21 protein-coding genes are annotated in these 24006 nt (G+C 57.5%); 15 read left to right on the forward strand and 6 right to left on the reverse strand.

The genetic code is table 11. The annotated features are described in order from the left end of the window. Positions 1-785: 785 nt before the first annotated feature. The 5 genes from guaD to rne all read right to left on the reverse strand — a co-directional run bounded on the left by guaD (position 786) and on the right by rne (position 10581). Positions 786-2090 (reverse strand): guanine deaminase, encoded by a 1305-nt coding sequence (gene guaD, locus PMYSY11_RS09585; RefSeq protein WP_150549020.1) that lies wholly within the window; start codon positions 2088-2090, stop codon positions 786-788. Between the two features lie 52 nt (positions 2091-2142). Next, a complete protein-coding gene (gene xdhC / locus PMYSY11_RS09590) occupies positions 2143-2988 on the reverse strand; it encodes a xanthine dehydrogenase accessory protein XdhC (protein WP_150549021.1) in 846 nt (281 codons plus the stop codon). Between the two features lie 186 nt (positions 2989-3174). Continuing rightward, entirely contained in the window at positions 3175-5571 is a 2397-nt protein-coding gene (xdhB, locus tag PMYSY11_RS09595; protein WP_150549022.1) for a xanthine dehydrogenase molybdopterin binding subunit, read from the reverse strand. Further along, a complete protein-coding gene (gene xdhA, locus PMYSY11_RS09600) occupies positions 5564-7015 on the reverse strand; it encodes a xanthine dehydrogenase small subunit (RefSeq protein ID WP_069902164.1) in 1452 nt (483 codons plus the stop codon). Before xdhA ends, xdhB begins: the two co-directional genes overlap by 8 nt. Before the next feature lie 464 nt (positions 7016-7479). Beyond that, positions 7480-10581, reverse strand: coding sequence for a ribonuclease E (gene rne / locus PMYSY11_RS09605; protein WP_069902165.1), 3102 nt, complete (start codon positions 10579-10581; stop codon positions 7480-7482). Between the two features lie 717 nt (positions 10582-11298). Here rne and rluC point away from each other — a divergent pair. Genes rluC through sppA form a run of 3 tightly spaced genes read left to right on the forward strand, consistent with a single transcriptional unit; the run spans position 11299 to position 13935 of the window. After that, positions 11299-12252, forward strand: coding sequence for a 23S rRNA pseudouridine(955/2504/2580) synthase RluC (gene rluC / locus PMYSY11_RS09610; RefSeq protein ID WP_069902166.1), 954 nt, complete (start codon positions 11299-11301; stop codon positions 12250-12252). Then, positions 12245-12901 (forward strand): HAD-IA family hydrolase, encoded by a 657-nt coding sequence (locus tag PMYSY11_RS09615; protein WP_069902167.1) that lies wholly within the window; start codon positions 12245-12247, stop codon positions 12899-12901. Before rluC ends, PMYSY11_RS09615 begins: the two co-directional genes overlap by 8 nt. Positions 12902-12951: 50 nt before the next feature. After that, positions 12952-13935: a signal peptide peptidase SppA gene (gene sppA / locus PMYSY11_RS09620; RefSeq protein WP_150549023.1), complete on the forward strand. Its 984-nt coding sequence runs from the start codon at positions 12952-12954 to the stop codon at positions 13933-13935. A gap of 57 nt (positions 13936-13992) precedes the next feature. Here sppA and PMYSY11_RS09625 read toward each other — a convergent pair whose 3' ends face one another. Then, positions 13993-14571, reverse strand: coding sequence for a Maf family protein (locus tag PMYSY11_RS09625; RefSeq protein ID WP_150549024.1), 579 nt, complete (start codon positions 14569-14571; stop codon positions 13993-13995). 115 nt (positions 14572-14686) lie between these two features. On the opposite strand from PMYSY11_RS09625, the gene PMYSY11_RS09630 reads away from it, so the two are divergent. The 12 genes from PMYSY11_RS09630 to PMYSY11_RS09685 all read left to right on the forward strand — a co-directional run bounded on the left by PMYSY11_RS09630 (position 14687) and on the right by PMYSY11_RS09685 (position 23973). After that, positions 14687-15214 (forward strand): YceD family protein, encoded by a 528-nt coding sequence (locus tag PMYSY11_RS09630; protein WP_069902170.1) that lies wholly within the window; start codon positions 14687-14689, stop codon positions 15212-15214. A 12-nt stretch (positions 15215-15226) separates the two neighbouring features. Continuing rightward, the gene (gene rpmF / locus PMYSY11_RS09635; RefSeq protein WP_069902171.1) at positions 15227-15409 is read left to right on the forward strand and encodes a 50S ribosomal protein L32; all 183 of its coding nucleotides are present in this window, start codon (positions 15227-15229) and stop codon (positions 15407-15409) included. 4 nt (positions 15410-15413) lie between these two features. Then, positions 15414-16424, forward strand: a complete 1011-nt coding sequence (gene plsX / locus PMYSY11_RS09640; protein ID WP_075723267.1) for a phosphate acyltransferase PlsX — start codon at positions 15414-15416, stop codon at positions 16422-16424. A gap of 105 nt (positions 16425-16529) precedes the next feature. Further along, a complete protein-coding gene (gene fabD, locus PMYSY11_RS09645) occupies positions 16530-17468 on the forward strand; it encodes an ACP S-malonyltransferase (protein WP_069902173.1) in 939 nt (312 codons plus the stop codon). 14 nt (positions 17469-17482) lie between these two features. Then, on the forward strand, positions 17483-18226 hold the full coding sequence (gene fabG / locus PMYSY11_RS09650) for a 3-oxoacyl-ACP reductase FabG (RefSeq protein ID WP_069902174.1): 744 nt from the start codon (positions 17483-17485) through the stop codon (positions 18224-18226). A gap of 202 nt (positions 18227-18428) precedes the next feature. Beyond that, the gene (gene acpP, locus PMYSY11_RS09655) at positions 18429-18665 is read left to right on the forward strand and encodes an acyl carrier protein (protein ID WP_069902175.1); all 237 of its coding nucleotides are present in this window, start codon (positions 18429-18431) and stop codon (positions 18663-18665) included. Between the two features lie 178 nt (positions 18666-18843). Beyond that, positions 18844-20088 carry a beta-ketoacyl-ACP synthase II gene (fabF, locus tag PMYSY11_RS09660; RefSeq protein WP_069902176.1) on the forward strand — a complete coding sequence of 415 codons (1245 nt, stop codon included), beginning with the start codon at positions 18844-18846 and terminating at the stop codon, positions 20086-20088. After that, on the forward strand, positions 20088-20903 hold the full coding sequence (gene pabC / locus PMYSY11_RS09665) for an aminodeoxychorismate lyase (RefSeq protein WP_150549025.1): 816 nt from the start codon (positions 20088-20090) through the stop codon (positions 20901-20903). Before fabF ends, pabC begins: the two co-directional genes overlap by 1 nt. A gap of 3 nt (positions 20904-20906) precedes the next feature. Continuing rightward, positions 20907-21971 carry an endolytic transglycosylase MltG gene (mltG, locus tag PMYSY11_RS09670; RefSeq protein WP_150549026.1) on the forward strand — a complete coding sequence of 355 codons (1065 nt, stop codon included), beginning with the start codon at positions 20907-20909 and terminating at the stop codon, positions 21969-21971. Further along, positions 21968-22600, forward strand: coding sequence for a dTMP kinase (tmk, locus tag PMYSY11_RS09675; RefSeq protein ID WP_150549027.1), 633 nt, complete (start codon positions 21968-21970; stop codon positions 22598-22600). Before mltG ends, tmk begins: the two co-directional genes overlap by 4 nt. Beyond that, on the forward strand, positions 22593-23579 hold the full coding sequence (locus PMYSY11_RS09680; protein ID WP_150549028.1) for a DNA polymerase III subunit delta': 987 nt from the start codon (positions 22593-22595) through the stop codon (positions 23577-23579). The genes tmk and PMYSY11_RS09680 overlap by 8 nt, the downstream gene beginning before the upstream one ends. Positions 23580-23616: 37 nt before the next feature. Then, positions 23617-23973, forward strand: a complete 357-nt coding sequence (locus PMYSY11_RS09685) for a PilZ domain-containing protein (RefSeq protein ID WP_069902181.1) — start codon at positions 23617-23619, stop codon at positions 23971-23973. Positions 23974-24006 lie beyond the last annotated feature (33 nt).

Raw genomic sequence — 24006 nt, forward strand, 5'->3', positions numbered from 1 at the left:
GCGATATACCGTAGCGGTGGATTTGAGGCCCCATTATGCCGTTCCAGTGTGACGGTACAAGCGATTAAATTCGCCGCAAAACGAACCCATCCCAAAGCATGAACCCAAACCGGAGGATGGATAGCGGCGTGAAGCAACGCAATCCGTCAGGCAATCGCAAGATCAACCCCAACCCCGCGCCAGACAATCAGACCGTCATGTCGGAAGCCGCAAGCGGATTCCAACCTCCACGAATAGATACGCAGGAGAAACCCAAACCGGAGGATGGATAGCGACGCGAAGCAACGCAATCCGTCGGACGACCGCAAGATCAACCCCCTGCCCGCGCCAGACAGCCAGACCGCCATGTCGGAAGCCGCAAGCGGATTCCAACCTCCACGAACAGACCGGAGCAGGACCGCATACCGGAGGATGGATAGCGGCGCGCAGCAACGCAATCCGTCGAGCAATCGCAAGATCAACCCCAAACCCGCGCCAGACCGTCAGATCGCCGTGTCGGAAGCCGCAAGCGGATTCCAACCTCCATCAAACACACCACAGAAGAACCGCCAACCGGAGGATGGATAGCGACGCGAAGCAACGCAATCCGTCAGGCAATCGCAAGATCAACACCCAGCCCGCGCCAGGCAGTCAGAGCGTCATGTCGGAAGCTGCAAGCGGATTCCAACCTCCATGAACAGATACGCAGGGGAAATCCAAACCGGAGGATGGATAGCAACGCAATCCGTCGGGCAACCGCAAGATCAACCCCAAGACCCGCGCCATCCAATCTCCCCGTTCAACCCTCACCCCCGACGATGCACCGATACACCGGCAGCAAAGGTCTCTTTGACGCTGCGATCGTCACCCAACATGGTCAGGGCAAACAGCTTCTCCTCGAAGCTCTTGGCCTGTTGCATGCGATAGCTCATCAGTGGCGTGGAGTTGTAATCGAGGACCACGAAGTCGGCATCTTTTCCGGTCGAGAAGTTACCGATCTTGTCATCCAGATACAGCGCATTGGCGCCGCCCAGTGTTGCCAGATAGAACGATTTGAACGGGTCGAGTTTCTTACCTTGCAACTGCATGATCTTGTACGCCTCGTTCAGCGATTGCAGCTGAGAGAAGCTGGTGCCTGCGCCCACATCGGTGCCCAGACCCACGCGAACCTTGTGCTGTTCCATCTTGTTCAGGTCAAACAAGCCGCTGCCGAGAAACAGGTTAGAGGTCGGGCAGAACGCAACGGCAGAACCGGTCTCAGCCAGGCGCTGGCATTCGTCATCACACAGATGCACGCCGTGCGCGAACACCGAACGCGGACCAATCAACTGGTAGTGATCGTACACATCGAGGTAGCCGCTGCGCTCAGGGAACAGGGCTTTAACCCACTCAATCTCCTTGAGGTTCTCGCTCAGGTGGGTGTGCATGTACAGGTCCGGGAACTCCTGGTACAGCTTGCCCGCCAGCGCCAATTGCTCAGGGGTGCTGGTCGGGGCGAAACGCGGCGTTACGGCGTAGTGCAGGCGGCCTTTGCCGTGCCAGCGCTGGATCAGTTCTTTGCTGTCGGCATAGCCGGATTCAGGCGTGTCGGTCAGGTAATCCGGGGCGTTGCGGTCCATCAATACCTTGCCGGCAATCATCCGCAGATTGAGCGACTCGCAGGCCTCAAAAAAGGCATCGACCGACTGCTTGTGCACGCTGCCAAAAACCAGTGCAGTGGTGGTGCCGTTACGCAGCAACTCCTTGAGGAAAATACCGGCGACATCGCTGGCATGGGCCTTGTCGGAAAACTGCTGTTCGGTCGGGAAGGTGTACGTATTCAACCAGTCGAGTAACTGCTCGCCATAAGAGGCGATCATGCCGCTTTGCGGGTAATGAATGTGGGTGTCGATAAAGCCCGGTGTAATCAGCGCATTGCTGTATTCGATTACCTCGACGCCATTCAGTGTGGCCAGCACCTGTTCGGCCGGGCCGACTTTAGCCACCTGACCATTGTCGATGACCAGTACGCCATCTTCGAAGTACTCATACGATTGCTCGACTCCCACCACGGCCGGGTCGGCGATGCTGTGAAGGATGGCGGCGCGGTAGGCTTTAACAGATTGATTCATGGTCTACTCGTTAGCAGGCTGCAATATTCAATAAGCGGCGCGGGCGGGCTGTTCAGCCCTGACTGCGGCGTGAAGTCGGCATGAGTTTGGCGATGCTTTCGCCTTTGCCGCTTTTGCTGTTCTTGTGTTCGCCGAACGTTGAGTTGTACGTGGCGATAACTTCTCCGGCGATCGATACGGCGATCTCTACCGGCAGTTTGCCTTTGACTTCGGCAAGGCCCAGCGGGCAGCGCATGCGTTGCATGACGTCTGCGCTGAAGCCTCGATCGCGCAGGCGATGTTCAAATTTGACGCGCTTGGTTTGCGAGCCGATCAAGCCGTAATAGGCGAAGTCTTCCCGCTTGAGAATGGCCGCCGTCAATTCCAGATCGAGCTGATGATTGTGGGTCATGACGATGTAGTAGCTGCCGGACGGCATGGCCTCGACTTCATCGACAACATCTTCGCTGACAACCTTTTCGACGTTGTCGGCAATCTGCGCCGGGAACTCACTCTCGCGCGAATCGATCCAGCGAACTTTGCACGGCAGGCTGGCAAGAATCGGGATCAGGGCGCGGCCGACATGGCCGGCACCAAATACGGCGATATGCGCTTGCGGCTGGCCCATGGGCTCGAATAACAGCACGGTGGCGCCACCGCAGCATTGGCCGAGACTGGCGCCGAGACTAAAGCGTTCAAGACGTGAGTCCTGCGTGCGGCTTTCAAGCATTTCACGGGCGATCTGCATCGCCTTGTATTCGAGATGGCCGCCGCCAATGGTCTGGTAGATGCGCTCGGCGCTGACCACCATTTTAGAGCCGGCATTGCGCGGGGTTGAGCCGCGCTCCTCGATAATCGTCACCAGTACGCAGGGTGTACCGCTTTGCTGCAACTCGGCGAGAGCACTGATCCAACTCATTTGCTTAATCTCCAGCTGCTCAGCGGCTTGCCCGAACGTGACAGGCGCCATGCGTCGTTGTGCGGCCGTTTAGCGCTCAGTTGCGCTGCGGCCAACTCGGCGGTTTGATTGATGTGTTCGGCTGTAGTCATACACTTAACCACTCGTTAAAGGGTTGGGCGCAACCCGCAAGTTGCGCTCATGGCCTCAGGCGGGCTCGACAGCTTCGCTGGCAACCGCTTTCGCCGTGCTGCGCAGTTTGCGCATCTGCTCGACGCCCCAGAGTACGCGCTCGGGAGTGGCAGGCGCATCGATATCAGGCTGCTCGCGGTAATCAGCGAGGCTGGCCACGGCATCCTTGATCGCGCACCACACCGCGATTCCGAGCATGAACGGCGGCTCACCCACAGCCTTGGAGTGGAACACCGTGTCTTCCGGGTTCTTGCGGTTCTCGACCAGTTTAACGCGCAGGTCCAGCGGCATATCGGCAATGGCCGGGATCTTGTAACTGGCGGGGCCGCTGGTCATAAGCTTGCCCTTGTTGTTCCACACCAACTCCTCGGTGGTCAGCCAGCCCATACCCTGCACGAACGCGCCCTCGACCTGGCCAATGTCGATTGCGGGGTTCAGTGACGCACCCACGTCATGCAGGATATCGGTACGCAGCATCTTGTATTCGCCGGTGAGCGTGTCGACGATCACCTCGGAACATGCCATGCCGTAGGCGAAGTAGTAGAACGGACGGCCAGCGGCCTTGCTGCGGTCGTAGTAGATTTTCGGGGTGCGGTAGAAGCCGGTGCTCGACAACGACACCTGTGCGAAATAGGCCTGTTGCACCACGGCGTCGAAGCTCATGAACTCATCGCGGATGCGCACCTGGCCATTGCGGAACTCGATGTCTTCCGGCGTGACCTTGTGCTCGCGCACCAGAAAATCAACCAGACGCTGCTTGATGGTCTCCGCCGCGTTTTGCGCCGCTTTACCGTTCAAGTCGGTGCCGCTGGACGCTGCAGTCGGCGAGGTGTTCGGTACCTTGTCGGTGTTGGTTGCGGTGATCTGGATACGGCTGATATCCACCTGAAACACTTCGGCGACAACCTGCGCCACTTTGGTGTTCAAACCCTGGCCCATCTCAGTGCCGCCATGGTTGAGGTGAATGCTGCCGTCGGTGTAGATATGCACCAAGGCGCCAGCCTGATTGAGGAAGCTGGCAGTGAAGCTGATGCCGAATTTCACCGGCGTCATCGACAAGCCTTTCTTCAACACCGGACTCTTGGCGTTGTAGGCGCGAATCTCTTCGCGACGCTTGCTGTATTCGCAGCTGGCTTCGAGGTCGGCGGTCATCTCGTCGAGCAGGTTGTGCTCAACCGTTTGGTAATAGTGGGTGATGTTACGGTCGGTCTTGCCGTAGTAGTTGGTCTTGCGCACTTCGAGCGGATCTTTCCCGAGATTGCGGGCGATGTGATCCATGATCTGCTCGATCGCAACCATCCCCTGCGGGCCGCCGAAGCCACGGTAGGCGGTGTTCGAGGCGGTGTTGGTCTTGCAGCGATGACCATTGATGGTGGCGTTGCCGAGGAAGTAGGCATTGTCTGAGTGGAACATTGCACGGTCGACAATCGAGCCAGACAAGTCCGGCGAATAGCCGCAGTTACCGGCCAGTTCGATCTGGATGCCGTGCAGCAAGCCGTTGTCATCAAAACCGACGTCGTACTCAACATAGAACGGGTGACGCTTGCCGGTCATGCTCATGTCTTCCATGCGCGGCAGGCGCATTTTGGTCGGGCGGCCTGTCAGGTGAGCAATTACCGCACACAGGCAGGCAGGGGAGGCAGCCTGGGTTTCCTTGCCGCCAAAACCGCCACCCATGCGGCGCATGTCGATCACCACTTTATGCATGGCTACACCGAGAACCTCGGCGACCAGTTTCTGCACTTCAGTGGCGTTCTGAGTCGAGGTGTAAACTATCATGCCGCCATCTTCGGTCGGCATGACCGAGGAGATCTGAGTCTCCAGATAAAAATGCTCCTGACCGCCGATGTGCAGTTTGCCTTGCAGGCGACGCGGCGCCGTGTCGAGCTTGGCCTGTGAGTCGCCAATGCGGTGCTGATGGCTCTCCAGCACAAAATGCTTCTTGCGCAGGGCTTCCTCAACATCCAGCACCGGCTCAAGGTCTTCATACTCGATAATCGCCGCCATTGCTGCTTTGCGGGCGTTCTCGAGAGTGTCGGCACCGACCGCAATTACCGGCTGGCCAACAAACTCAACCAGTCCGTCTGCCAGTAATGGATCGCCCGGCGCGACGGCGCCGATGTCCAGTTGGCCCGGTACATCTTTGCTGGTGATGGCAATTGCTACGCCCGGTATTGCATAGCACGGCGTGGTGTCGATGCGGGTGATACGCGCATGGGCGCGGTCACTGGTGCGCGCATAAACGTGTAGTTGGTTGGGGAATTCAAGGCGGTCATCCACATAAACAGCTTCGCCCGACACATGCTTGTCTGCGCTTTCGTGTTTAACGCTGCGGCCCACGCCTGTGGTTAGGCCGGCGCGGAACAGTTCGGCCAGTTCGGCCTGACTTTTTTGAATGCTGTGATTAGACATAAGCGGTCACCCGTGTTTCGACTTCAGGAGCTTGCAACTCAAGGAAGCATTTGCGGAGCAGGTTCTGTGCGGTAAGCAGGCGATATTCCTTGCTGGCACGGAAGTCACTGAGCGGCGTGAAGTCTTCCGCCAGTGCAGCGCATGCTTGCTCGATAATCTCCGGATACCACGCTGCGCCCTTGAGTACAGCTTCACAGGCGCTTGCCCGCTTGGGGATGGCAGCCATGCCGCCGAAGGCAATGCGTGCGGTTTGTACGGTGCCGTCCACAACTTTGAGGTTGAAGGCGGCGCACACCGCCGAGATGTCATCATCCAGACGCTTGGAGACTTTATAGGCGCGAAATGCCTGGTTTGCCTGCGGGCGCGGTACGATGATTTTCTCGATGAACTCAGCTTCCTGACGGGCAGTGACCTTGTAATCGATAAAGTAATCTTCCAGTGACAAGGTGCGCGACTCGGCGCCTTTGCGCAGGACGATCTGCGCACCCAAGGCGATCAGCAGCGGCGGGGCGTCGCCAATCGGTGAGGCGTTGCCGATATTCCCGCCCAGCGTGCCCTGGTTACGAATTTGCAACGAGGCGAAGCGGTGCAGCAGCTCGCCGAAGTCCGGGTAATCCTGCGCCAGCGCGGCGTAGCAGTCAGACAGCGCCGTGGCCGCGCCGATTTCGATGCTGCGTTCAGTCACCTCAATGCGCTTCATCGACTCGATGTGGCCGACATAAATCATCACCGGCAGTTCGCGGTGGAACTGAGTCACTTCCAGTGCCAGATCCGTACCGCCCGCGAGCAGGCGCGCCTCGGGGTTGGCGGCGTAGATATCGGCCAGATCCGCTACGGTCAGCGGCAGCAGGCAGCGCTTGTCGCCACTGTTGAGTTCGGCGGTTTCGGCCGGGGCGATGGCCTTCAGTTGAGCGATGGTTTGCGCTTCAAAAACATCGAACTGGTCCGGCTGCTTCTGGCAGCACGCTTGCTCGGCGGCATCAATGATTGGCCGGTAACCGGTGCAGCGGCAGAGGTTGCCCGCCAGTGCTTCCATGGTTTCAGCCTTGCTGAAACTGCTGGAGTTCTTCTGCAGGGCAAACAGCGACATGACAAAGCCCGGTGTGCAGAAACCGCACTGTGAACCGTGGCAGTCAACCATAGCCTGCTGCACGCTATGCAGCTTGCCCTGATGCTTGAGGTCTTCCACGGTGATCAGTTGCTTGCCGTGCAGGCTGGCAACAAAGGTCAGGCAGGAGTTGAGGGTGCGGTAACGCACGCACTCGCGGCCATTGACGTTGGCCAACTCACCGACAACCACGGTGCATGCGCCGCAGTCGCCAGAGGCGCAACCTTCTTTGGTGCCGGGTTTGGCGAGATGCTCACGCAGGTAATTGAGCACGGTGACGTTTGGATCGAGTTGCTGCTCTGTGCGCAGCTCTCGGTTGAGTAAAAACTGGATCAAGGCGACCTCCAGGCATTTTATTGTTCTTTACGAGGCAGCGGTGCACTCGTATCGGGCGATAAGAAGCGGCTACGCAGGGGCGTGTGATGCCCTTTATCGGCCTTCTATGGTGCGAATTTAGATTTTTCTGACTTCTGGGTCAACAAATATTTAACCTCGGAGTCAGATCCTTGTAATTCACTTGGGTTATGAGCCTAACTTCCAGCGTATAGCCAGATTGCTAGCGCATTTCGTGCCAACAACTGTAGGGAGCAGAGCAGTGCAATTCAGAGCCTGTTGTGGCCGCTGTTAATGCCAGCTTTGAGCATATCCGGCCACACAGGCGTGCGACGGTGGCGCTGTTGGGGGCGGGCTGGTGCGGCGCAGGGGCAGGGCGGATTTCAGGAGTCGATGTGATTATTGGCCTACAGAAACGCAAAAGGGGATGCCGAAGCATCCCCTTTTTTATTGCGACCTGATCAGAATCAGGCTTGCGGCTTGTCTGCGTCCTGCTCTGCTTGCGGCTCAGTGGCCTCAGCAGTTTCAGATACATCTGCCTTTGCAGCTTCTGCTTCACGAGCAATGCGCTCGGCCTCAAGGCGACGGCGGCGAACTTCACGTGGGTCGTTAGGTGCGCGACCGTTCAGTGTTGGCAGTTGAGCAGGCTCTTTAGCAGCGGGTTGCTCAGCAACCTCGGCAGCTACTTCGCTGGCTGCTTCAACGGCCGGCTCAGCAACAGGTGCTTGCACTTCAACTGATTCAGACTTTTCAGTCGTTTCAGCAACTGCTGGCGCTTCGCTTGCAGGCTGAGCAATGGGCTCGGCTACAACTTCAGCTTTAGGCTCGGCGGCAGGCACGGCAGTAGGCTCGACTGCAGGTGCAGCCTCTACCGGTGCCTGTGCTTCAGCAGCAACTTCTGCTTCAACCGGAGCAGTGCTAACGGTTTCTGGCTGGGCTGTTTCAGTAGCAGTTTCAGCATTTGCCTCAACCACAGCTTCTACAGCTTCAGTCGGCTCAGCCTTGGCAGGTGCTTCAACTTCTGCTGCGCCAGCTGCAACTTCCGCAGGTGCGGCAACTTCAGTTTTAGGCTGCTTCGGCTCAATAGCAGGCTTCTGCTCGGCAGGTGCCGATTCAGCAGTGGCGGCTTCAACAGCGGCTGCAGTTGCGGCCAATGCTGTGGCGGCTACGGCGCCGGTTGCTGCTGCAGTGGTTTCTGCCAGCGTAGAGTTTTCGGTTTTGGCTGGTTCAGCGCCTTCGGTGCTTTCTTCAGCGTTTTCGATCAGGTTGCCGTTGGCATCACGCTGACGCTCACGACGGTTGCTGCGACGACGCTGACCGCGTGAACGGCGACGAGGACGCTCGCCTTCGTTGCTGTCTTGCTCGTCAGAGGCTTGCTGATCGGTATCCGGCAGGGCTTCTTCAGCAGTGTCGGCAGCTACAGCTTCTTTGCGCGGCTGACGCTCTTCGCGCGGTGGACGCGGCTGGCGCGGCTCACGTGCAGGGCGTTCGTTTTGCGCCTGCTCGGCGTTGTTGCTGTCGTTACTGTCGATTGGGTCACGCAGTTCACGTGGCTGACGCTCTTCACGCGGCTTGCGCTCACGACGGCCTTCGCCCCCGTCACGCGGCGGACGCGACTGGCGCTGTTCCTGCGGCTCACGGATTTCTACGCTGTCACGCGGCTGGCGCTCTTCACGGGCGGCGCGCGGTTGGCGCTCCTCACGTGGAGCACGCTCTTCACGCGGTGCGCGTTCTTCGCGTGGCTTGCGCTCTTCATCACGACGGTTGCCGCGATTACGGTTCTGCTGACGGCCATTACGACGCTCTTCGCTGCTGCGTGGCTTACGCTCGACAGGCTTGGCTTCGATTACCGCAGGCTTCTCTTCTTCTTTGGTGGCGAACAGGCTCACCAGCGACTTCACCAGACCTTTGAACAGGCTTGGCTCGGTTGCAGCAGCTGGGGCTGCAGCAGGAGCTTCTGCCGGCGTTGGCGCAGAGCGCGGAGGAGCAGCCTTGATGGCGGCTTCCTGGCGAACCAGAGTACGAGTACCGCTGGCTTGCTTCTCTTCTTCAACTTCGGTCACGGCCATCTCGTAGCTCGACTGGGTCGTCTGAGCTTCGAGGCTGTCGTCACGCAGGCGCTGCACTTCGAAGTGCGGCGTTTCGAGGTGATCGTTCGGCAGAATGACGATGCGTGCACGGGTGCGCAGTTCGATCTTGGTGATCGAGTTGCGTTTCTCGTTCAGCAGGAAGGCGGCAACCGGGATTGGCACCTGAGCGCGTACTTCGGCGGTACGGTCTTTCAGGGCTTCTTCTTCGATCAGGCGCAGGATGGCCAGCGACAGCGACTCAACGTCACGGATGATGCCTTGGCCGTTGCAACGTGGGCAAACGATGCCGCTGGTTTCACCCAGTGACGGACGCAGACGCTGACGCGACATTTCCAGCAGGCCGAAACGCGAAATGCGGCCAACCTGAACACGGGCGCGGTCAGCTTCCAGCGCTTCGCGAACCTTCTCCTCGACTGCGCGCTGGTTTTTGGCCGGCGTCATGTCGATGAAGTCGATCACGATCAGGCCACCGATGTCACGCAGGCGCAGTTGGCGCGCGATCTCTTCAGCGGCTTCAAGGTTGGTCTGCAGAGCAGTTTCTTCGATGTCGCTGCCTTTGGTGGCGCGCGCCGAGTTGATGTCGATCGACACCAGTGCTTCTGTCGGGTCGATGAAGATCGAGCCGCCGGAAGGCAATTTAACTTCACGCTGGAAAGCGGTTTCGATCTGGCTTTCGATCTGGAAGCGATTGAACAGCGGCACGCTGTCTTCGTACAGCTTGATCTTACTGGCGTACTGCGGCATCACCTGACGGATGAAGCTCAGGGCTTCTTCCTGTGCTTCAACGCTGTCGACCAGTACTTCGCCGATGTCCTGGCGCAGGTAATCGCGGATAGCGCGGATAATGACGTTGCTCTCCTGATAGATCAGGAAGGGTGCCGGGCGATCCTGCGAGGCTTCTTTGATCGCGCTCCACAGTTGCAGCAGGTAATCGAGGTCCCACTGCATTTCTTCGCTGGAACGACCCAGACCCGCAGTGCGCACGATCAGGCCCATGTCAGCAGGGGCGTTGAGGCCATTCAGGGCTTCGCGCAGTTCGTTGCGCTCTTCGCCTTCAATACGGCGCGAGATGCCACCAGCACGCGGGTTGTTCGGCATCAGCACGAGGTAACGGCCGGCCAGACTGATGAACGTGGTCAGGGCTGCGCCCTTGTTGCCGCGTTCTTCTTTCTCGACCTGAACGATGACTTCCTGACCTTCGCTCAACACTTCTTTAATGTTGACGCGGCCTTCAGGAGCCTTCTTGAAGTATTCGCGGGAGATTTCTTTTAGCGGGAGGAAACCATGACGCTCGGAGCCGAAATCTACGAAAGCGGCTTCCAGGCTAGGTTCGACGCGGGTGATGCGGCCTTTATAGATGTTGGCCTTTTTTTGCTCACGGGCGCCAGATTCAATGTCCAGGTCGTATAGGCGTTGGCCATCGACTAGGGCAACACGCAACTCTTCGGGTTGAGTTGCGTTAATCAGCATTCTTTTCATGTAGTACCGTCGGTTTCCGGTGCTCTCGGAAACGGCGTTCGGCACACACGACTCTCAGGGTCGGTGTCAGGCGCGTCAGCAGCGGTCATAAGCCGCTGCATTGTCAAGCGACAGTCAGCCAAATAGGGCTGGGTCGCGACGGACATCTCCTGCTCGCTGAATCAACAACAAGCATTTGTTAAAGGAGGAGGAATCAATTGCAGGTAGCGGACGAGATAAGGCGTCTTGGTAAAGCTAATTGCTACGCAGACCTGCAGTTGTACATCTCCACCCTACACGTAACGCTGAAAATCGGGTGCCGCTCGCAGAATCCGTAGCGGGTTAGCATTTATCGCAGTCTTCCAAAGGGGAAGGGTGCGCATGATGTCTTAGATGCCTCCAAGTCAGCGTTGCGCCAGGTTGTTGCTGCATTAGAAGTGGCCCTATTGCACGTTTACGCTGGGTAAACCGCTGTTGCGCAACTTCTTGCCTTGCATTCCCGTCGCTGGCTGCCTTTTAGTGAGGCTTCCTTAGGCTTTATTTCCGAATTCTTCGAGAGCCGTTCTGGCTTAAAACCTCTGAAGAACCCGTCGGACGGCCTCTCGTCCAAAATGGGTTGCCTTGGTTGGGATGGCAGTTCTAGCGATCATTCCCAAACCAGTCCGCTTTTGGCGGCGTCGGGACTATAGCAGTAATGATTAAGTGCTTCAAATCCATAAAAATTGTTATGATTGCGCGATGACTACATCTCAATCTCCAACCTCCGGCGTTCAGCTGCTTGAGGTTGCGCCGGAACTTGCCGGCCAGCGTATCGACAACTTTCTTCGCACCCAGCTGAAGGGTGTTCCCAAGACTTTGATTTACCGCATTTTGCGCAAAGGCGAAGTGCGCGTGAATAAAGGTCGGATCAAACCTGAGTACAAGCTGCAGGTCGGCGATATTGTGCGCGTGCCGCCGCTTCGCCTGCCTGAGCGTGATGAGGTCGAGCCGCTGGCGCAAGGGCTGCTCAAGCGTCTGGAAGCGGCGATTGTCTACGAAGACAAAGCCCTCATTGTCCTGAACAAGCCTGCCGGGATCGCCGTGCACGGCGGCAGCGGCCTGAATTACGGGGTGATCGAGGCCTTCCGTCAGTTGCGTCCCGACGCCAAAGAGCTGGAGCTGGTGCATCGTCTCGACCGTGACACCTCCGGCCTGCTGATGATCGCTAAAAAACGCAGCATGCTGCGCCATCTGCATGAAGCGTTGCGCGGCGATGGCGTGGATAAGCGTTACATGGCGTTGGTGCGCGGTAATTGGGCGGCATCTAAGAAAATGGTCAATGCGCCGCTGCTCAAGAGCAACTTGCGTTCGGGTGAGCGCATGGTCGAAGTCAATAATGAAGGCAAGGAAGCGCTGACACGTTTCCGTGTGCTGCGCCGTTTTGGCGAGTTCGCAACCCTGGTCGAGGCCAAGCCTGTAACCGGGCGTACCCACCAGATTCGTGTGCACACACAGTTTGCCGGCCATTGCATTGCCGGTGACAGTAAATATGGCGATGACGACTTTACCCGCGAAATTCGCGATCTTGGCGGTAAGCGCTTGTTTCTGCATGCGTACGAGTTGGTTGTGCCAATGCTTGATGGTACGCAACTTAAGCTCGAAGCGCCGGTCGATGAGATGTGGGCAAAAACTGTGGAGCGCTTGAGTGTCTGATTACCGTGTGCTGATTTTTGATTGGGATGGCACGCTGGCAGACTCAATCGACCGAATCGTTGTCTCGATCCATCAGGCCTCCCGCGAATGCGGATTGCCGCAAAGAGATGATGTGCGGGTCAAGGGTATTATTGGCCTGAGCTTGCCTGAGGCGGCTGTATCCCTATACCCGGACATGACGGACCCGCTGCATGTTCAGCGTTTTCGCAGTGCCTACAGTGAGCATTATCTAAAGCTTGAAGCCACGCCTTCGCCGTTGTTTGCAGGTGTGGCGGAGTCGCTGGAGAGTTTTCGCGCGCAGGGCTATCAGTTGGCAGTTGCCACTGGCAAAGGGCGTGCTGGGCTTGAGCGTGTTTTGCAGGGTAATGGCTGGGAGAACTTTTTCGATGTCACCCGTTGCGGCGATGAGGGTTCAAGCAAGCCGCATCCGCTGATGATCGAAGAGATTCTTGCGCATTGCGCGGCCAAACCGAGTGAGGCGCTGATGGTCGGTGACTCGTCGTTCGATTTGTTAATGGCGCGTAACGCTGGCGTAGACTCGGTAGCTGTGGGTTATGGTGCGCAGCCGCTGGAAACTCTGCGTGAATTCGGGCCGGTGTTGGCGGTGGAGCAGTTCTGCGAGTTACATGACTGGCTGGGTCGCGGCTGAAAGGATCGCAAGGCCGGGCGCAGATCAATAATCGATTGAGGTGGGTGTGTATGTCGGATGAGTGGAAAGCGCCGGTTGAAGGCGATTCTGATGGTAAGAGTTGGAAGTTGCTGGAAAAAACACTGCTCGCCGGTGTCATTGAGCAGCGTCGTTCCCGGCGTTGGGGGATCTTCTTCAAGACCCTGACCTTCATCTATCTGTTTGTTGCGCTGGCCATGTTCTCGCCCATGTTGCAGTTGGGTAAGTCGGGCGGTGACAGCAGTGCCAGTCATACGGCGGTTATTGATGTTAACGGCATGATTGCTGATAAAGAGGCTGCCAGTGCCGACAATATCGTCAGCAGCCTGCGCGCCGCTTTTGAGGATGAAAACACCAAGGGTGTGATCCTGCGTATTAACAGTCCGGGCGGTAGCCCTGTGCAGTCTGGCTATATATATGACGAAATCGGCCGTCTGCGCGCTGAATACCCGAAAATCAAGGTCTACGCGGTGATCAGTGATCTGGGCGCCTCGGGCGCTTATTACATCGCCAGTGCTGCTGATGAGATCTATGCCGACAAAGCCAGTCTGGTCGGCTCGATTGGTGTGACGGCGGCAAGTTTCGGTTTCGTCGGCCTGATGGATAAGCTCGGTGTTGATCGTCGTGTTTACACCTCGGGCGAACACAAAGCGTTCCTGGATCCGTTCCAGCCGCCGAAGGAAGAAGAAGCCAAGTTCTGGCAGGGCGTGCTCGATACAACGCATCAGCAGTTCATCAATAGCGTCAAGAAAGGCCGTGGTGATCGCCTGAAGGTCGCGGAGAACCCTGAGCTGTTCTCCGGTCTGGTCTGGTCTGGCGAGCAAGCCCTGCTGTTGGGGCTGGTTGATGCGCTGGGCAGCACCAGTTACGTGGCGCGTGAGGTGATTGGCGAGAAGAATCTGGTTGACTTCACAGTGCAGGATTCACCGCTGGATCGCTTTGCCAAGAAGATTGGCGCCAGCGTCGCTCAGAACCTTGCGGTATGGATGGGTTTTGAAGGTCCAAGCCTGCGCTAAGGTTTGCATTCGGCTTCAACAAAGCCCTGCGCAGTCATGCTGTGCAGGGCTTTTGCGTCAGGGCAGCTCAATCCCTTCATTATTGAGCATGTCTACCAGGCGAATCAGGGGTAAGCCGATCAGGCTGTTGACGTCGCTGCCTTCGGTGCTTTTAAACAAGCTAATGCCCAGGCCTTCGGCCTTGAAGCTGCCGGCGCAATCGAACGGTTGCTCGGCTTCGAGGTAACGCTTTATCTGGGCGTCGCTGAGTGTGCGAAAATGCACGGTAAATGGTACGCAGTCGGTTTGGTAGGTGTTGTTGGCGCTGTTGAATAACGTCAGGCCGGTAAGGAAGCTCACGCTGTTGCCGCTGGCGGCGCGCAGTTGTTGCGCGGCGCGCTCAAAGGTGTGCGGTTTGCCGAGTATCTGGCCGTTCAGCACAGCGACTTGATCCGAGCCTATAATAAGGTGCTGCGGATAGTGGTCGCGCAGGGCCTGAGCTTTTTCGAGAGACAGGCGGCGGACCAAGCTTGTGGCGTCCTCGTTTGGATGCGGCGACTCATCTATGTCGGGCGAGTTGCACTCGAACGGCACGCACAAACGGGCCAGTAATTGGCGGCGGTAGGGTGAGCTTGAGGCCAGTACCAGGGGGTGCATTGCGTTACTCTCGGGCGGCAAATTGGGTGTATGTGATTCTAATCGTCGCCTAACATGCTGCACAGGCTGAATTTCCTTTGACAGAGGCGGGTCGCATCCCTAGAATGCGGCGCCTATGTTAAATGGCCCGATTCCACCTCACGTTGATCCGCGCAAGCTTGCAGATCGCACTACCACCCTCGACGGTGTGGTGCCTCTTGCCGACTTGAAAAGGCTCTGCGGCGCGCTTGCCGATAACCAAGGCACTGTGCACGTCAAGTTCATGTTTGAACGCGACGAGCGTAACGCTGTGGTTTTCCACAGCGAGCTCGAGGTTGACGTCAAAATGGTTTGCCAGCGTTGTCTGGAGCAGGTAACTCTTCCGATCTACAGTGAGTGTGATTACGCTGTGGTGAAGGAGGGCGCAAATACCCAGTCTGTGCCGCAAGGCTATGACGTGCTTGAATTGGGTGAAGACCCATTGGATCTGTTGGCACTGGTTGAGGAGGAGCTTTTGCTCGCCTTGCCGATCGTGCCGATGCATGATCCGAAAGATTGCCAGCAGCCGGCCGGACATATAGAGCCTGAGTCGAGCGAGGACGAGGTAACGCGGTCCAACCCGTTCAGTGTATTGGCACAGTTAAAGCGTGACCCAAACGTTTAGGAGTTTATTAGTATGGCTGTTCAGCAGAACAAAAAATCCCGTTCCGCCCGTGACATGCGCCGTTCGCACGACGCCCTCACTGGTAACGCTCTGTCCGTTGAGAAGAGCACTGGTGAAGTTCACCTGCGTCACCACGTATCGCCAGAAGGCGTATACAAGGGCCGCAAAGTGATTGATAAGGGCGCTGACGAGTAATAACTTGTCCGCCTCAATCATCGCGATTGATGCAATGGGCGGGGACTTCGGTCCTCGCTGCATTGTTCCAGCCAGTCTCGACTGTCTGGAAGAAATCCCCTCGTTACATCTGGTCCTTGTCGGCCAAGCCTCCCTTATTGAAGAACTGATCGCCCAACGCCCAGGTGTTGATCGCGCGCGTCTGCATGTTCAGCATGCCAGCGAAGTGATTGCCATGGACGATGCGCCTGCTCAGGTCTTGCGCAGAAAGACCGACTCATCCATGCGTGTGGCGCTGGATATGGTGCAGCAGGGCCGGGCGAATGCCTGCGTCAGTGCCGGCAATACCGGCGCGTTGATGGCGCTGTCGCGGTTTGTTCTGAAAACCCTGCCGGGTATCGACCGTCCGGCCATTGTCAGCGCGATTCCGACGAATAACGGTTTCTGCCATTTGCTCGATCTGGGCGCCAATGTCGATTGCAGCCCCGAGCAGCTCTATCAGTTTGCGGTAATGGGTTCGGTGGCCGCCGAGGTCCTCGGTACGCCTGCGCCAAGGGTTGCGCTGCTGAATGTCGGCACCGAGATGATCAAGGGTAATCAGCAGGTCAAACTGGCCGCGCAGTTGCTGCAAGAGGCCGGCAGCGTCAACTACACCGGTTTCATAGAGGGTGACGGCCTGTATCGCGGCGAGGCAGATGTTGTGGTGTGCGACGGTTTTGTCGGCAACATCGTGCTCAAATCAAGCGAAGGGCTGGCCAAAATGATTGCCCTGCGCATTGAGGCTATTTTCAAGCGTCACTGGGCGGGGCGTCTGGTCGGCTTGGTCGCGCTGCCGCTGCTGGCGAGGGTGAAGAATGAGTTGGCGCCTGCGCAATACAATGGTGCGAGCCTGCTGGGCTTGCAGGGTATCGTGGTAAAGAGTCATGGTTCTGCCGGTCGCGCCGGCTTCAAATCCGCAATTCGCCGAGCTTTAAAGGAGATCGAAGAGGATTTACCACAGCGTTTGAGTGGTAAGCTCGAAGATCTATTGCTCTGAGATGTGACCGCAGGCGCTAGGTTGTCATCCAACTGAGAGTTTTCTGTGCTCTGATCCATTCAGGTCACGCTTTTTTACCAATAAGATTATTTGGGGCTCGTTAACATGACTGCATCCCTTGCATTCGTTTTCCCAGGTCAGGGTTCGCAATCTCTGACCATGCTGGCAGAGCAGGGTGCCCAGCAGCCGCTGGTACTCGATACGTTCGCCGAGGCCTCCGCGGCGCTGGGTTACGACCTCTGGGCATTGACTCAGCAGGGCCCGGAAGAGCAACTCAATCAAACTGATAAAACCCAACCGGCAATCCTCACGGCATCCGTTGCGCTGTGGCGTTTGTGGCTGGCTGAAGGCGGCGCAACCCCGGCTTTCGTTGCGGGCCACAGCCTTGGCGAATACTCGGCGCTGGTCGCCGCTGGCAGCCTGGAATTGGCTGATGCGGTCAAGTTGGTCGAGCATCGCGGTCAGCTGATGCAGCAGGCTGTTCCTGCTGGCCAGGGCGGAATGGCGGCGATTCTGGGTCTGGAAGACGCGGACGTGCTGGCAGCTTGCGCTGAAGCGGCGCAGGGTGAAGTAGTTAGCGCAGTAAACTTCAACGCGCCTGGCCAGGTGGTTATCGCCGGCAGTGCCGCGGCCGTTGCCCGCGCGATCGAGGCGTGTAAGGCGCGTGGCGCCAAGCGCGCCATGGCGTTGCCAGTCAGCGTGCCTTCGCATTGCGAGTTGATGCGCCCGGCTGCTGAGCGTTTTGCCGAAGCCGTGCAGGCGATCAACTGGCAGGCGCCGAAGATCGCACTGGTGCAGAACGTTAGTGCTGCTGTGGTCGCCGACCTGGATGTTTTGAAGAACGATTTGCTGGCACAGCTGTACAGCCCGGTTCGCTGGGTTGAATCCATGGTGTGCCTGGCGGATCAGGGCGTAACCGACTTGGTTGAGTGCGGCCCTGGAAAAGTTTTGTCCGGATTGAACAAACGCTGCGTCAAAGGCGTCAATACCCACAATCTGGAGACCCCAGAAGCCTTTGCCGCCACGCGCGCGGCCTTGGCCTGATTGAGGAGAGTGATATGAGCTTGCAAGGTAAAGTTGCCCTGGTAACAGGTGCGAGTCGGGGTATCGGTCAGGCCATCGCGCTGGAACTGGGTCGTCAGGGCGCGACTGTTATTGGTACTGCAACATCGGCTGCAGGCGCTGAGCGCATCAGCGAAACGCTCAAGGCCAATGGCGTCGAAGGCGCTGGCATGGAGCTGGACGTGAGCAACGACGAGTCGGTTGCCACGGTACTTGCCAATATCTCGCAACAATTCGGTCAGCCGCTGATTCTGGTCAATAATGCCGGCATTACGCGCGACAATTTGATGATGCGGATGAAAGATGACGAGTGGTTTGACGTCATTGATACCAACCTCAACAGCCTCTATCGCCTGAGCAAAGGTGTATTGCGTGGTATGACTAAGGCGCGTTTTGGTCGTATCATCAACATCGGCTCGGTTGTAGGCTCGATGGGCAACGGCGGTCAGGTAAACTATGCTGCTGCCAAGGCTGGTCTTGAGGGCTTTGGTCGTGCACTGGCCCGTGAAGTGGGTTCGCGCTCGATCACAGTAAACGCAGTGGCACCGGGCTTTATCGACACCGATATGACCCGTGAATTGCCGGAAGCACAGCGTGAAGCATTGCTGACACAGATTCCGCTGGGTCGTTTGGGGCAGGCTGAAGAGATCGCGAAAGTGGTCGGATTCCTCGCTTCTGATGGCGCAGCTTATGTCACAGGGGCTACTATTCCTGTGAATGGCGGTATGTATATGAGCTAAATGTGACGATTGCCTTAAAAAAACTGTCATAGCTGCTATCTAAAATCCGTTATAAAGCTGCAACAGGTTTATAGATGGGCATTTGATGTGATTTTGGGGCGTTTGAGCGTTTAGCTTGAAATGCTAAAAAACCTTTCTATACACTTAGCTGTCTTAATTAAAACAGCTGCCTAGATTTATCCAATAGGAGTGAAAACACGGTATGAGCACCATCGAAGAACGCGTCAAGAAAATCGTTGCCGAGCAGCTTGGCGTAAAAGAAGAGGAAGTAACCAACAGCGCTTCCTTCGTCGAAGACCTGGGTGCTGACTCTCTTGACACCGTTGAGCTGGTAATGGCCCTCGAAGAAGAGTTCGAGACCGAAATCCCGGACGAGCAAGCTGAGAAGATCACTAGCGTTCAGGAAGCTATCGACTACGTTACTGCTCACGCATCGTAAGTAGATCGTCAGTTCCTGACATGGATAAGCCGCACTGTCTTAGGGCTGTGCGGCTTTTCTTTATCAGGCTGTAATTCATCGTCAGGTTACGCAGCGCTGCGGTTTTCGGGCGTTATGTCTGTTGTTAACTGGCTTTACGCAATCCTTGCGTTGTAATCAGAATTAAAAGGAGATTGCTGTGTCGCGTAGACGCGTCGTGGTTACCGGTATGGGCATGGTCTCACCGCTGGGTAACGATGTGCCGAGCAGCTGGCAGGGCATTTTGGCCGGGCGCAGTGGCATAGGCTCGATCGAGCATATGGACCTTTCTGCCTATTCCACCCGTTTTGGTGGTTCGGTAAAGAATTTTGATGTTGAGCAGTACCTCTCCGCAAAAGAGGCGCGCAAGCTCGACTTGTTTATCCAGTACGGTATGGCCGCCAGTTTTCAGGCGATGACCAACTCCGGGCTGGAAGTCACCGACGCCAATCGCGAGCGTATCGGTGTTGCGCTGGGTTCGGGTATTGGCGGTTTGACCAATATTGAAAACAGCTGCAAAGCGTTGATCGAGCAGGGCCCACGGCGCATTTCGCCGTTCTTTGTTCCGGGTTCGATCATCAACATGATTTCCGGTTTCCTGTCGATTCACCTGGGTCTGCAAGGCCCGAACTACGCCATTGCTACCGCCTGCACTACCGGCACGCACTGCATCGGTATGGCGGCGCGCAACATTGCTTACGGTGAAGCCGACGCGATGGTTGCCGGTGGCGCCGAGATGGCCGCCTGCGGCCTGGGTATTGGCGGTTTCGCTGCCGCCCGTGCGTTGTCTACACGCAACGATGACCCGGCGCGGGCCAGTCGTCCGTGGGATGTTGATCGTGATGGCTTCGTCTTGTCTGACGGCGCTGGCACCATGGTTCTCGAAGAGCTTGAACATGCCAAGGCGCGTGGCGCGACCATTTATGCCGAACTCACAGGTTTTGGCATGAGCGGCGATGCGTTCCACATGACCTCGCCACCCGAAGATGGCGCCGGTGCTGCCCGCTGCATGACCAATGCGCTGCGTGATGCGGGTTTGAACCCGGATCAGGTGCAGTACATCAATGCCCACGGCACGTCGACCAATGCTGGCGACAAGGCCGAGATTGCTGCGATCAAGTCAGTATTCGGTGAGCACGCCTACAATCTGTCGGTCAGCTCGACCAAGTCCATGACCGGTCACCTGCTGGGTGCGGCGGGAGCGGTCGAGGCGATCTTCAGCGTTCTGGCACTGCAAGATCAGGTTGCACCGCCGACCATAAACCTCGATCAGCCTGATGAAGGCTGCGATCTGGATCTGGTGCCGCATCACGCCAAGCCAATGGCGATTGATGCCGTTCTGTCCAACTCGTTCGGGTTTGGTGGCACCAACGGTTCCCTGGTATTCCGTCGGTTTAACGGTTGATGTTCAGCTGGATCGACGGTGTTGCGGCGGATTCACTGCCTGCAAGTGATCGTGGTCTGGCTTACGGAGATGGTCTGTTCGAGACCATCTCCGTATCTCATGGCAAGCCTTCTCTTTTAGAGCGACACATGTCGCGTCTGGCGCTGAGTTGCGAGCGCTTACTGATCCCTTTTGATGCCTTCATCGTGCGCAGTGAAATACTCGCGTTCAGCGCGTTGCTGGGTGATGGCGTCGCCAAGCTGATTCTCACCCGCGGCCAGGGCATGCGCGGATATGCGTTACCTGAGCCGTGCGCCCCGCGCAGGGTTTTAACGGGTTCACCACGACCAAACTATCCAGCCGCTAATGCGCAGCATGGCGTAAGCCTGTTCGCGTGCCAGACACGACTGGCCGAGCAGCCGTTGTTGGCGGGCATGAAACACCTCAATCGCCTTGAGCAGGTCTTGGCGCGCAGCGAGTGGCAAGACCCGGCCTATGCTGAAGGCTTGATGCTGGATTATTCCGGGCGCTTGATTGAGGGCGTTTACAGCAACCTCATATTGATTCAAAAAGGCCAATTGCATACGCCAGACCTGAGCCGCTGCGGGGTTGCCGGGGTTATGCGCAGTGAGTTGTTGGCGCAGGCAGAGGCGTTGGGTATCGACTGCTTCGTGCGCGACATTCCCCGCCTGGAATTGCTCGGCACCGATGAGGTTTTTCTGTGCAATAGCCTGTATGGCGTGTGGCCCGTCACGCGTATTGCCGAGCATAGCTGGCCCGTGGGGCCGCTCACCCGTAAACTACAGTCCATTGCCTGTGATTTATTGGACAACTGATTCGTGATACGAAAATTTCTGCTGTTGCTTGAATGCGCCGTGTTAGTGGCTGGCTTGCTCGTGGCCTTCGCCGCATGGCAGCAGCACAGCGCGTTGCAACAACCTCTGGCGCTGCCAGCCGAACGCTTGGTGGATGTGCCCAAAGGGTCTACGCCTGGCGGTATGCTCAATCAGCTTGAGGCTGAAGGCGTGCTCGACAAGGCCTTTTGGTTGCGGCTTTACTGGCGCTTCAACCTTAAAGACGAGTCGCTGCATTCCGGTGAGTATCGCTTGCAACCGGGAATGACGGTGCGCGACATGCTGCAGTTGTGGCGTGATGGCGAGGTGGTGCAATACAGCCTGACGCTGGTAGAAGGCTGGAACTTCCGTCAGGTGCGCAGCGCGTTCGCCAAACAAACCGAACTCAAGGCGACACTGGGCGAGCTCAGCGACGCCGAGTTGATGGAGCGTTTGGGTGAGCCCGGCGTCAATCCGGAAGGGCGCTTCTTCCCCGATACTTATCAGTTTGTGCGCGGCATGAGCGATTTCGAATTGCTCAAACAAGCGCATACGCGTCTGCAGAAAGTGCTTGATGAAGAGTGGCAGCAACGCGCCGCTGATCTGCCGTACAAGACGCCTTACGAGGCGTTGATCATGGCCTCGATGATCGAGAAGGAAACCGGTGTTCCGCACGAGCGTGAACAGATCGCCGGGGTTTTCATCCGCCGTCTGGCCATTGGCATGCGCCTGCAAACCGACCCGACGGTGATCTACGGCATGGGAGAGCGCTACAAAGGCCGCATCACCCGCGCCGATCTGCGCGAGCCGACGCCGTACAATACTTACCAGATAGATGGCATGCCGCCGACGCCGATTGCCTTGGTTGGCCGTGAAGCGATTCACGCCGCCCTGCATCCGGCGGAAGGCAAAAGCCTGTACTTTGTCGCACGCGGCGACGGCAGCCATGTATTCTCCAACTCTTTGAATGCCCACAATAAAGCGGTGCGCGAGTATCAACTCAAGCGTCGGGCCGATTACCGGTCCAGCCCAGCACCGAGTGAGCCAGAACCACAAAAGGACAGCCAGTGAGCGGTTTGTTTATCACCCTTGAAGGCCCGGAAGGCGCAGGCAAGAGCACCAATCGGGAATACCTGGCTGAGCGCTTGCGCGAACATTCTATCGACGTCGTGATGACCCGCGAGCCGGGCGGCACGCCTTTGGCCGAGAAGATCCGCGAAATCCTCCTGTCACCTACCGACGAGGCCATGGCCGCCGACACCGAACTGTTATTGGTGTTTGCCGCGCGTGCCCAGCATCTTGCGCAGGTGATCCGCCCCGCGCTTAAACGCGGCGCAGTGGTGTTGTGTGATCGCTTTACCGATGCGACATACGCCTATCAAGGCGGTGGTCGCGGTCTGTCCGAGGCGCGCATTGGCGTGCTGGAGAGTTTCGTACAGGGCGATTTGCGTCCGGATCTGACTCTGGTTTTCGATTTGCCAATCGAGGTCGGTCTGGCGCGTGCTGCCGAGCGCGGCCGTCTGGATCGCTTCGAGCAAGAAGGCCATGACTTCTTCAATGCCGTTCGCCAGACGTACCTGCGCCATGCTGCGCAGGCGCCCGAGCGCTATCGGATTGTCAACGCCGCGCAAAGTCTCGCAGAAGTCCAGGCATCCATTGACGCATTGCTGCCGCAGATTGTGGAGTTGTGCCGTGGCTGAAGCCTATCCGTGGCAGGACGACCTCTGGAGGCAACTGGCGGGCCGCGCGCAACACGCTCACGCCTATCTGCTGCATGGCCCTGCCGGCATCGGTAAGCGCGCGCTGGCGGAGCGTCTGATGCACAGCTTGTTGTGTCAGAACCGGCAAGGGCTTGAGGCCTGCGGCGATTGCAAGTCGTGTCATTTGCTGGCCGCTGGCACGCATCCGGATAATTACGTGCTGGAGCCGGAAGAGGCCGACAAACCGATCAAGGTCGATCAGGTTCGCGATCTGGTCAGTTTTGTGGTGCAAACCGCGCAGCTGGCCGGACGCAAGGTGGTGCTGGTCGAGCCGGGTGAGGCAATGAACCTGAACGCGGCCAATGCGCTGCTGAAGAGTCTCGAAGAGCCTTCGGGCGATACCGTGATTCTGCTGATCAGCCATCAGCCGAGTCGCTTGTTGCCAACCATCAAAAGTCGCTGTGTGCAGCAGGCCTGTCCGCTGCCCAGCGAAGCCATGAGCCTCGGTTGGCTGGCTAAAGCGTTGCCCGAGTCATCAGCTGAGCAGCGTCAGCAACTGCTGTATCTGGCGGCTGGCTCACCATTATTGGCGGTAAACATGCACGCCGCGGGTGTGCCGGCGCAACGTGAGCTAGTCGTTGAGGGGGTGAAAAAGCTGCTCAAACAGCAAGTTGCCCCGAGTCAATTGACTGAAACCTTGAACCCTGTGGCATTAACGCTGCTTTTTGACTGGTTTTGTGACTGGGCACAGTTGATTTTGCGTTACCAGATGACTCAGGATGAAGAAGGCTTGGGTCAGCAGGATATGCGCGCTGTCGTGCAGTATCTGGCTGGCAAGACGCCACAGTCGAGGATTCTGAATATTCAGGACTGGTTGCTCGAACAACGGCAAAAAGTCATGAGTAAAGCCAACCTTAACCGTGCCTTGCTTCTCGAAGCGCTGCTTGTGCAGTGGGCAAGCTTGGCAGTACCGCGCTAGAATCGGCCACTAAGACATCGCAAATCAGGAATGCAGCATGAGCTTGCCACCTAATCTGGGTCCGCGTAACGGAATCTTGTCACTGACCATCAAAGACAAATCCGTGCTCTATGCCGCTTACATGCCGTTCATCAAAAATGGTGGGTTGTTTATCCCCACCAACAAGACTTACCGCCTTGGCGATGAAGTGTTTATGTTGCTCAACCTCATGGACGAGCCGGAAAAAATCCCGGTCGCCGGCAAAGTGGTATGGATCACGCCCAAGGGCGCACAAGGTAATCGCGCCGCAGGCGTAGGTGTGCAGTTCAATGACGGCGACGACAACGCCCGGAACAAGATAGAAACCTATCTGGCTGGTGCATTGAAATCGGACCGCCCAACGCACACCATGTAACCTTGACCGATAGCGTTACGCTCCACCGCAGGC

The sequence above is a fragment of the Pseudomonas marincola genome, from assembly GCF_900682675.2.
Classification (GTDB): Bacteria; Pseudomonadota; Gammaproteobacteria; order Pseudomonadales; family Pseudomonadaceae; genus Aquipseudomonas; species Aquipseudomonas marincola.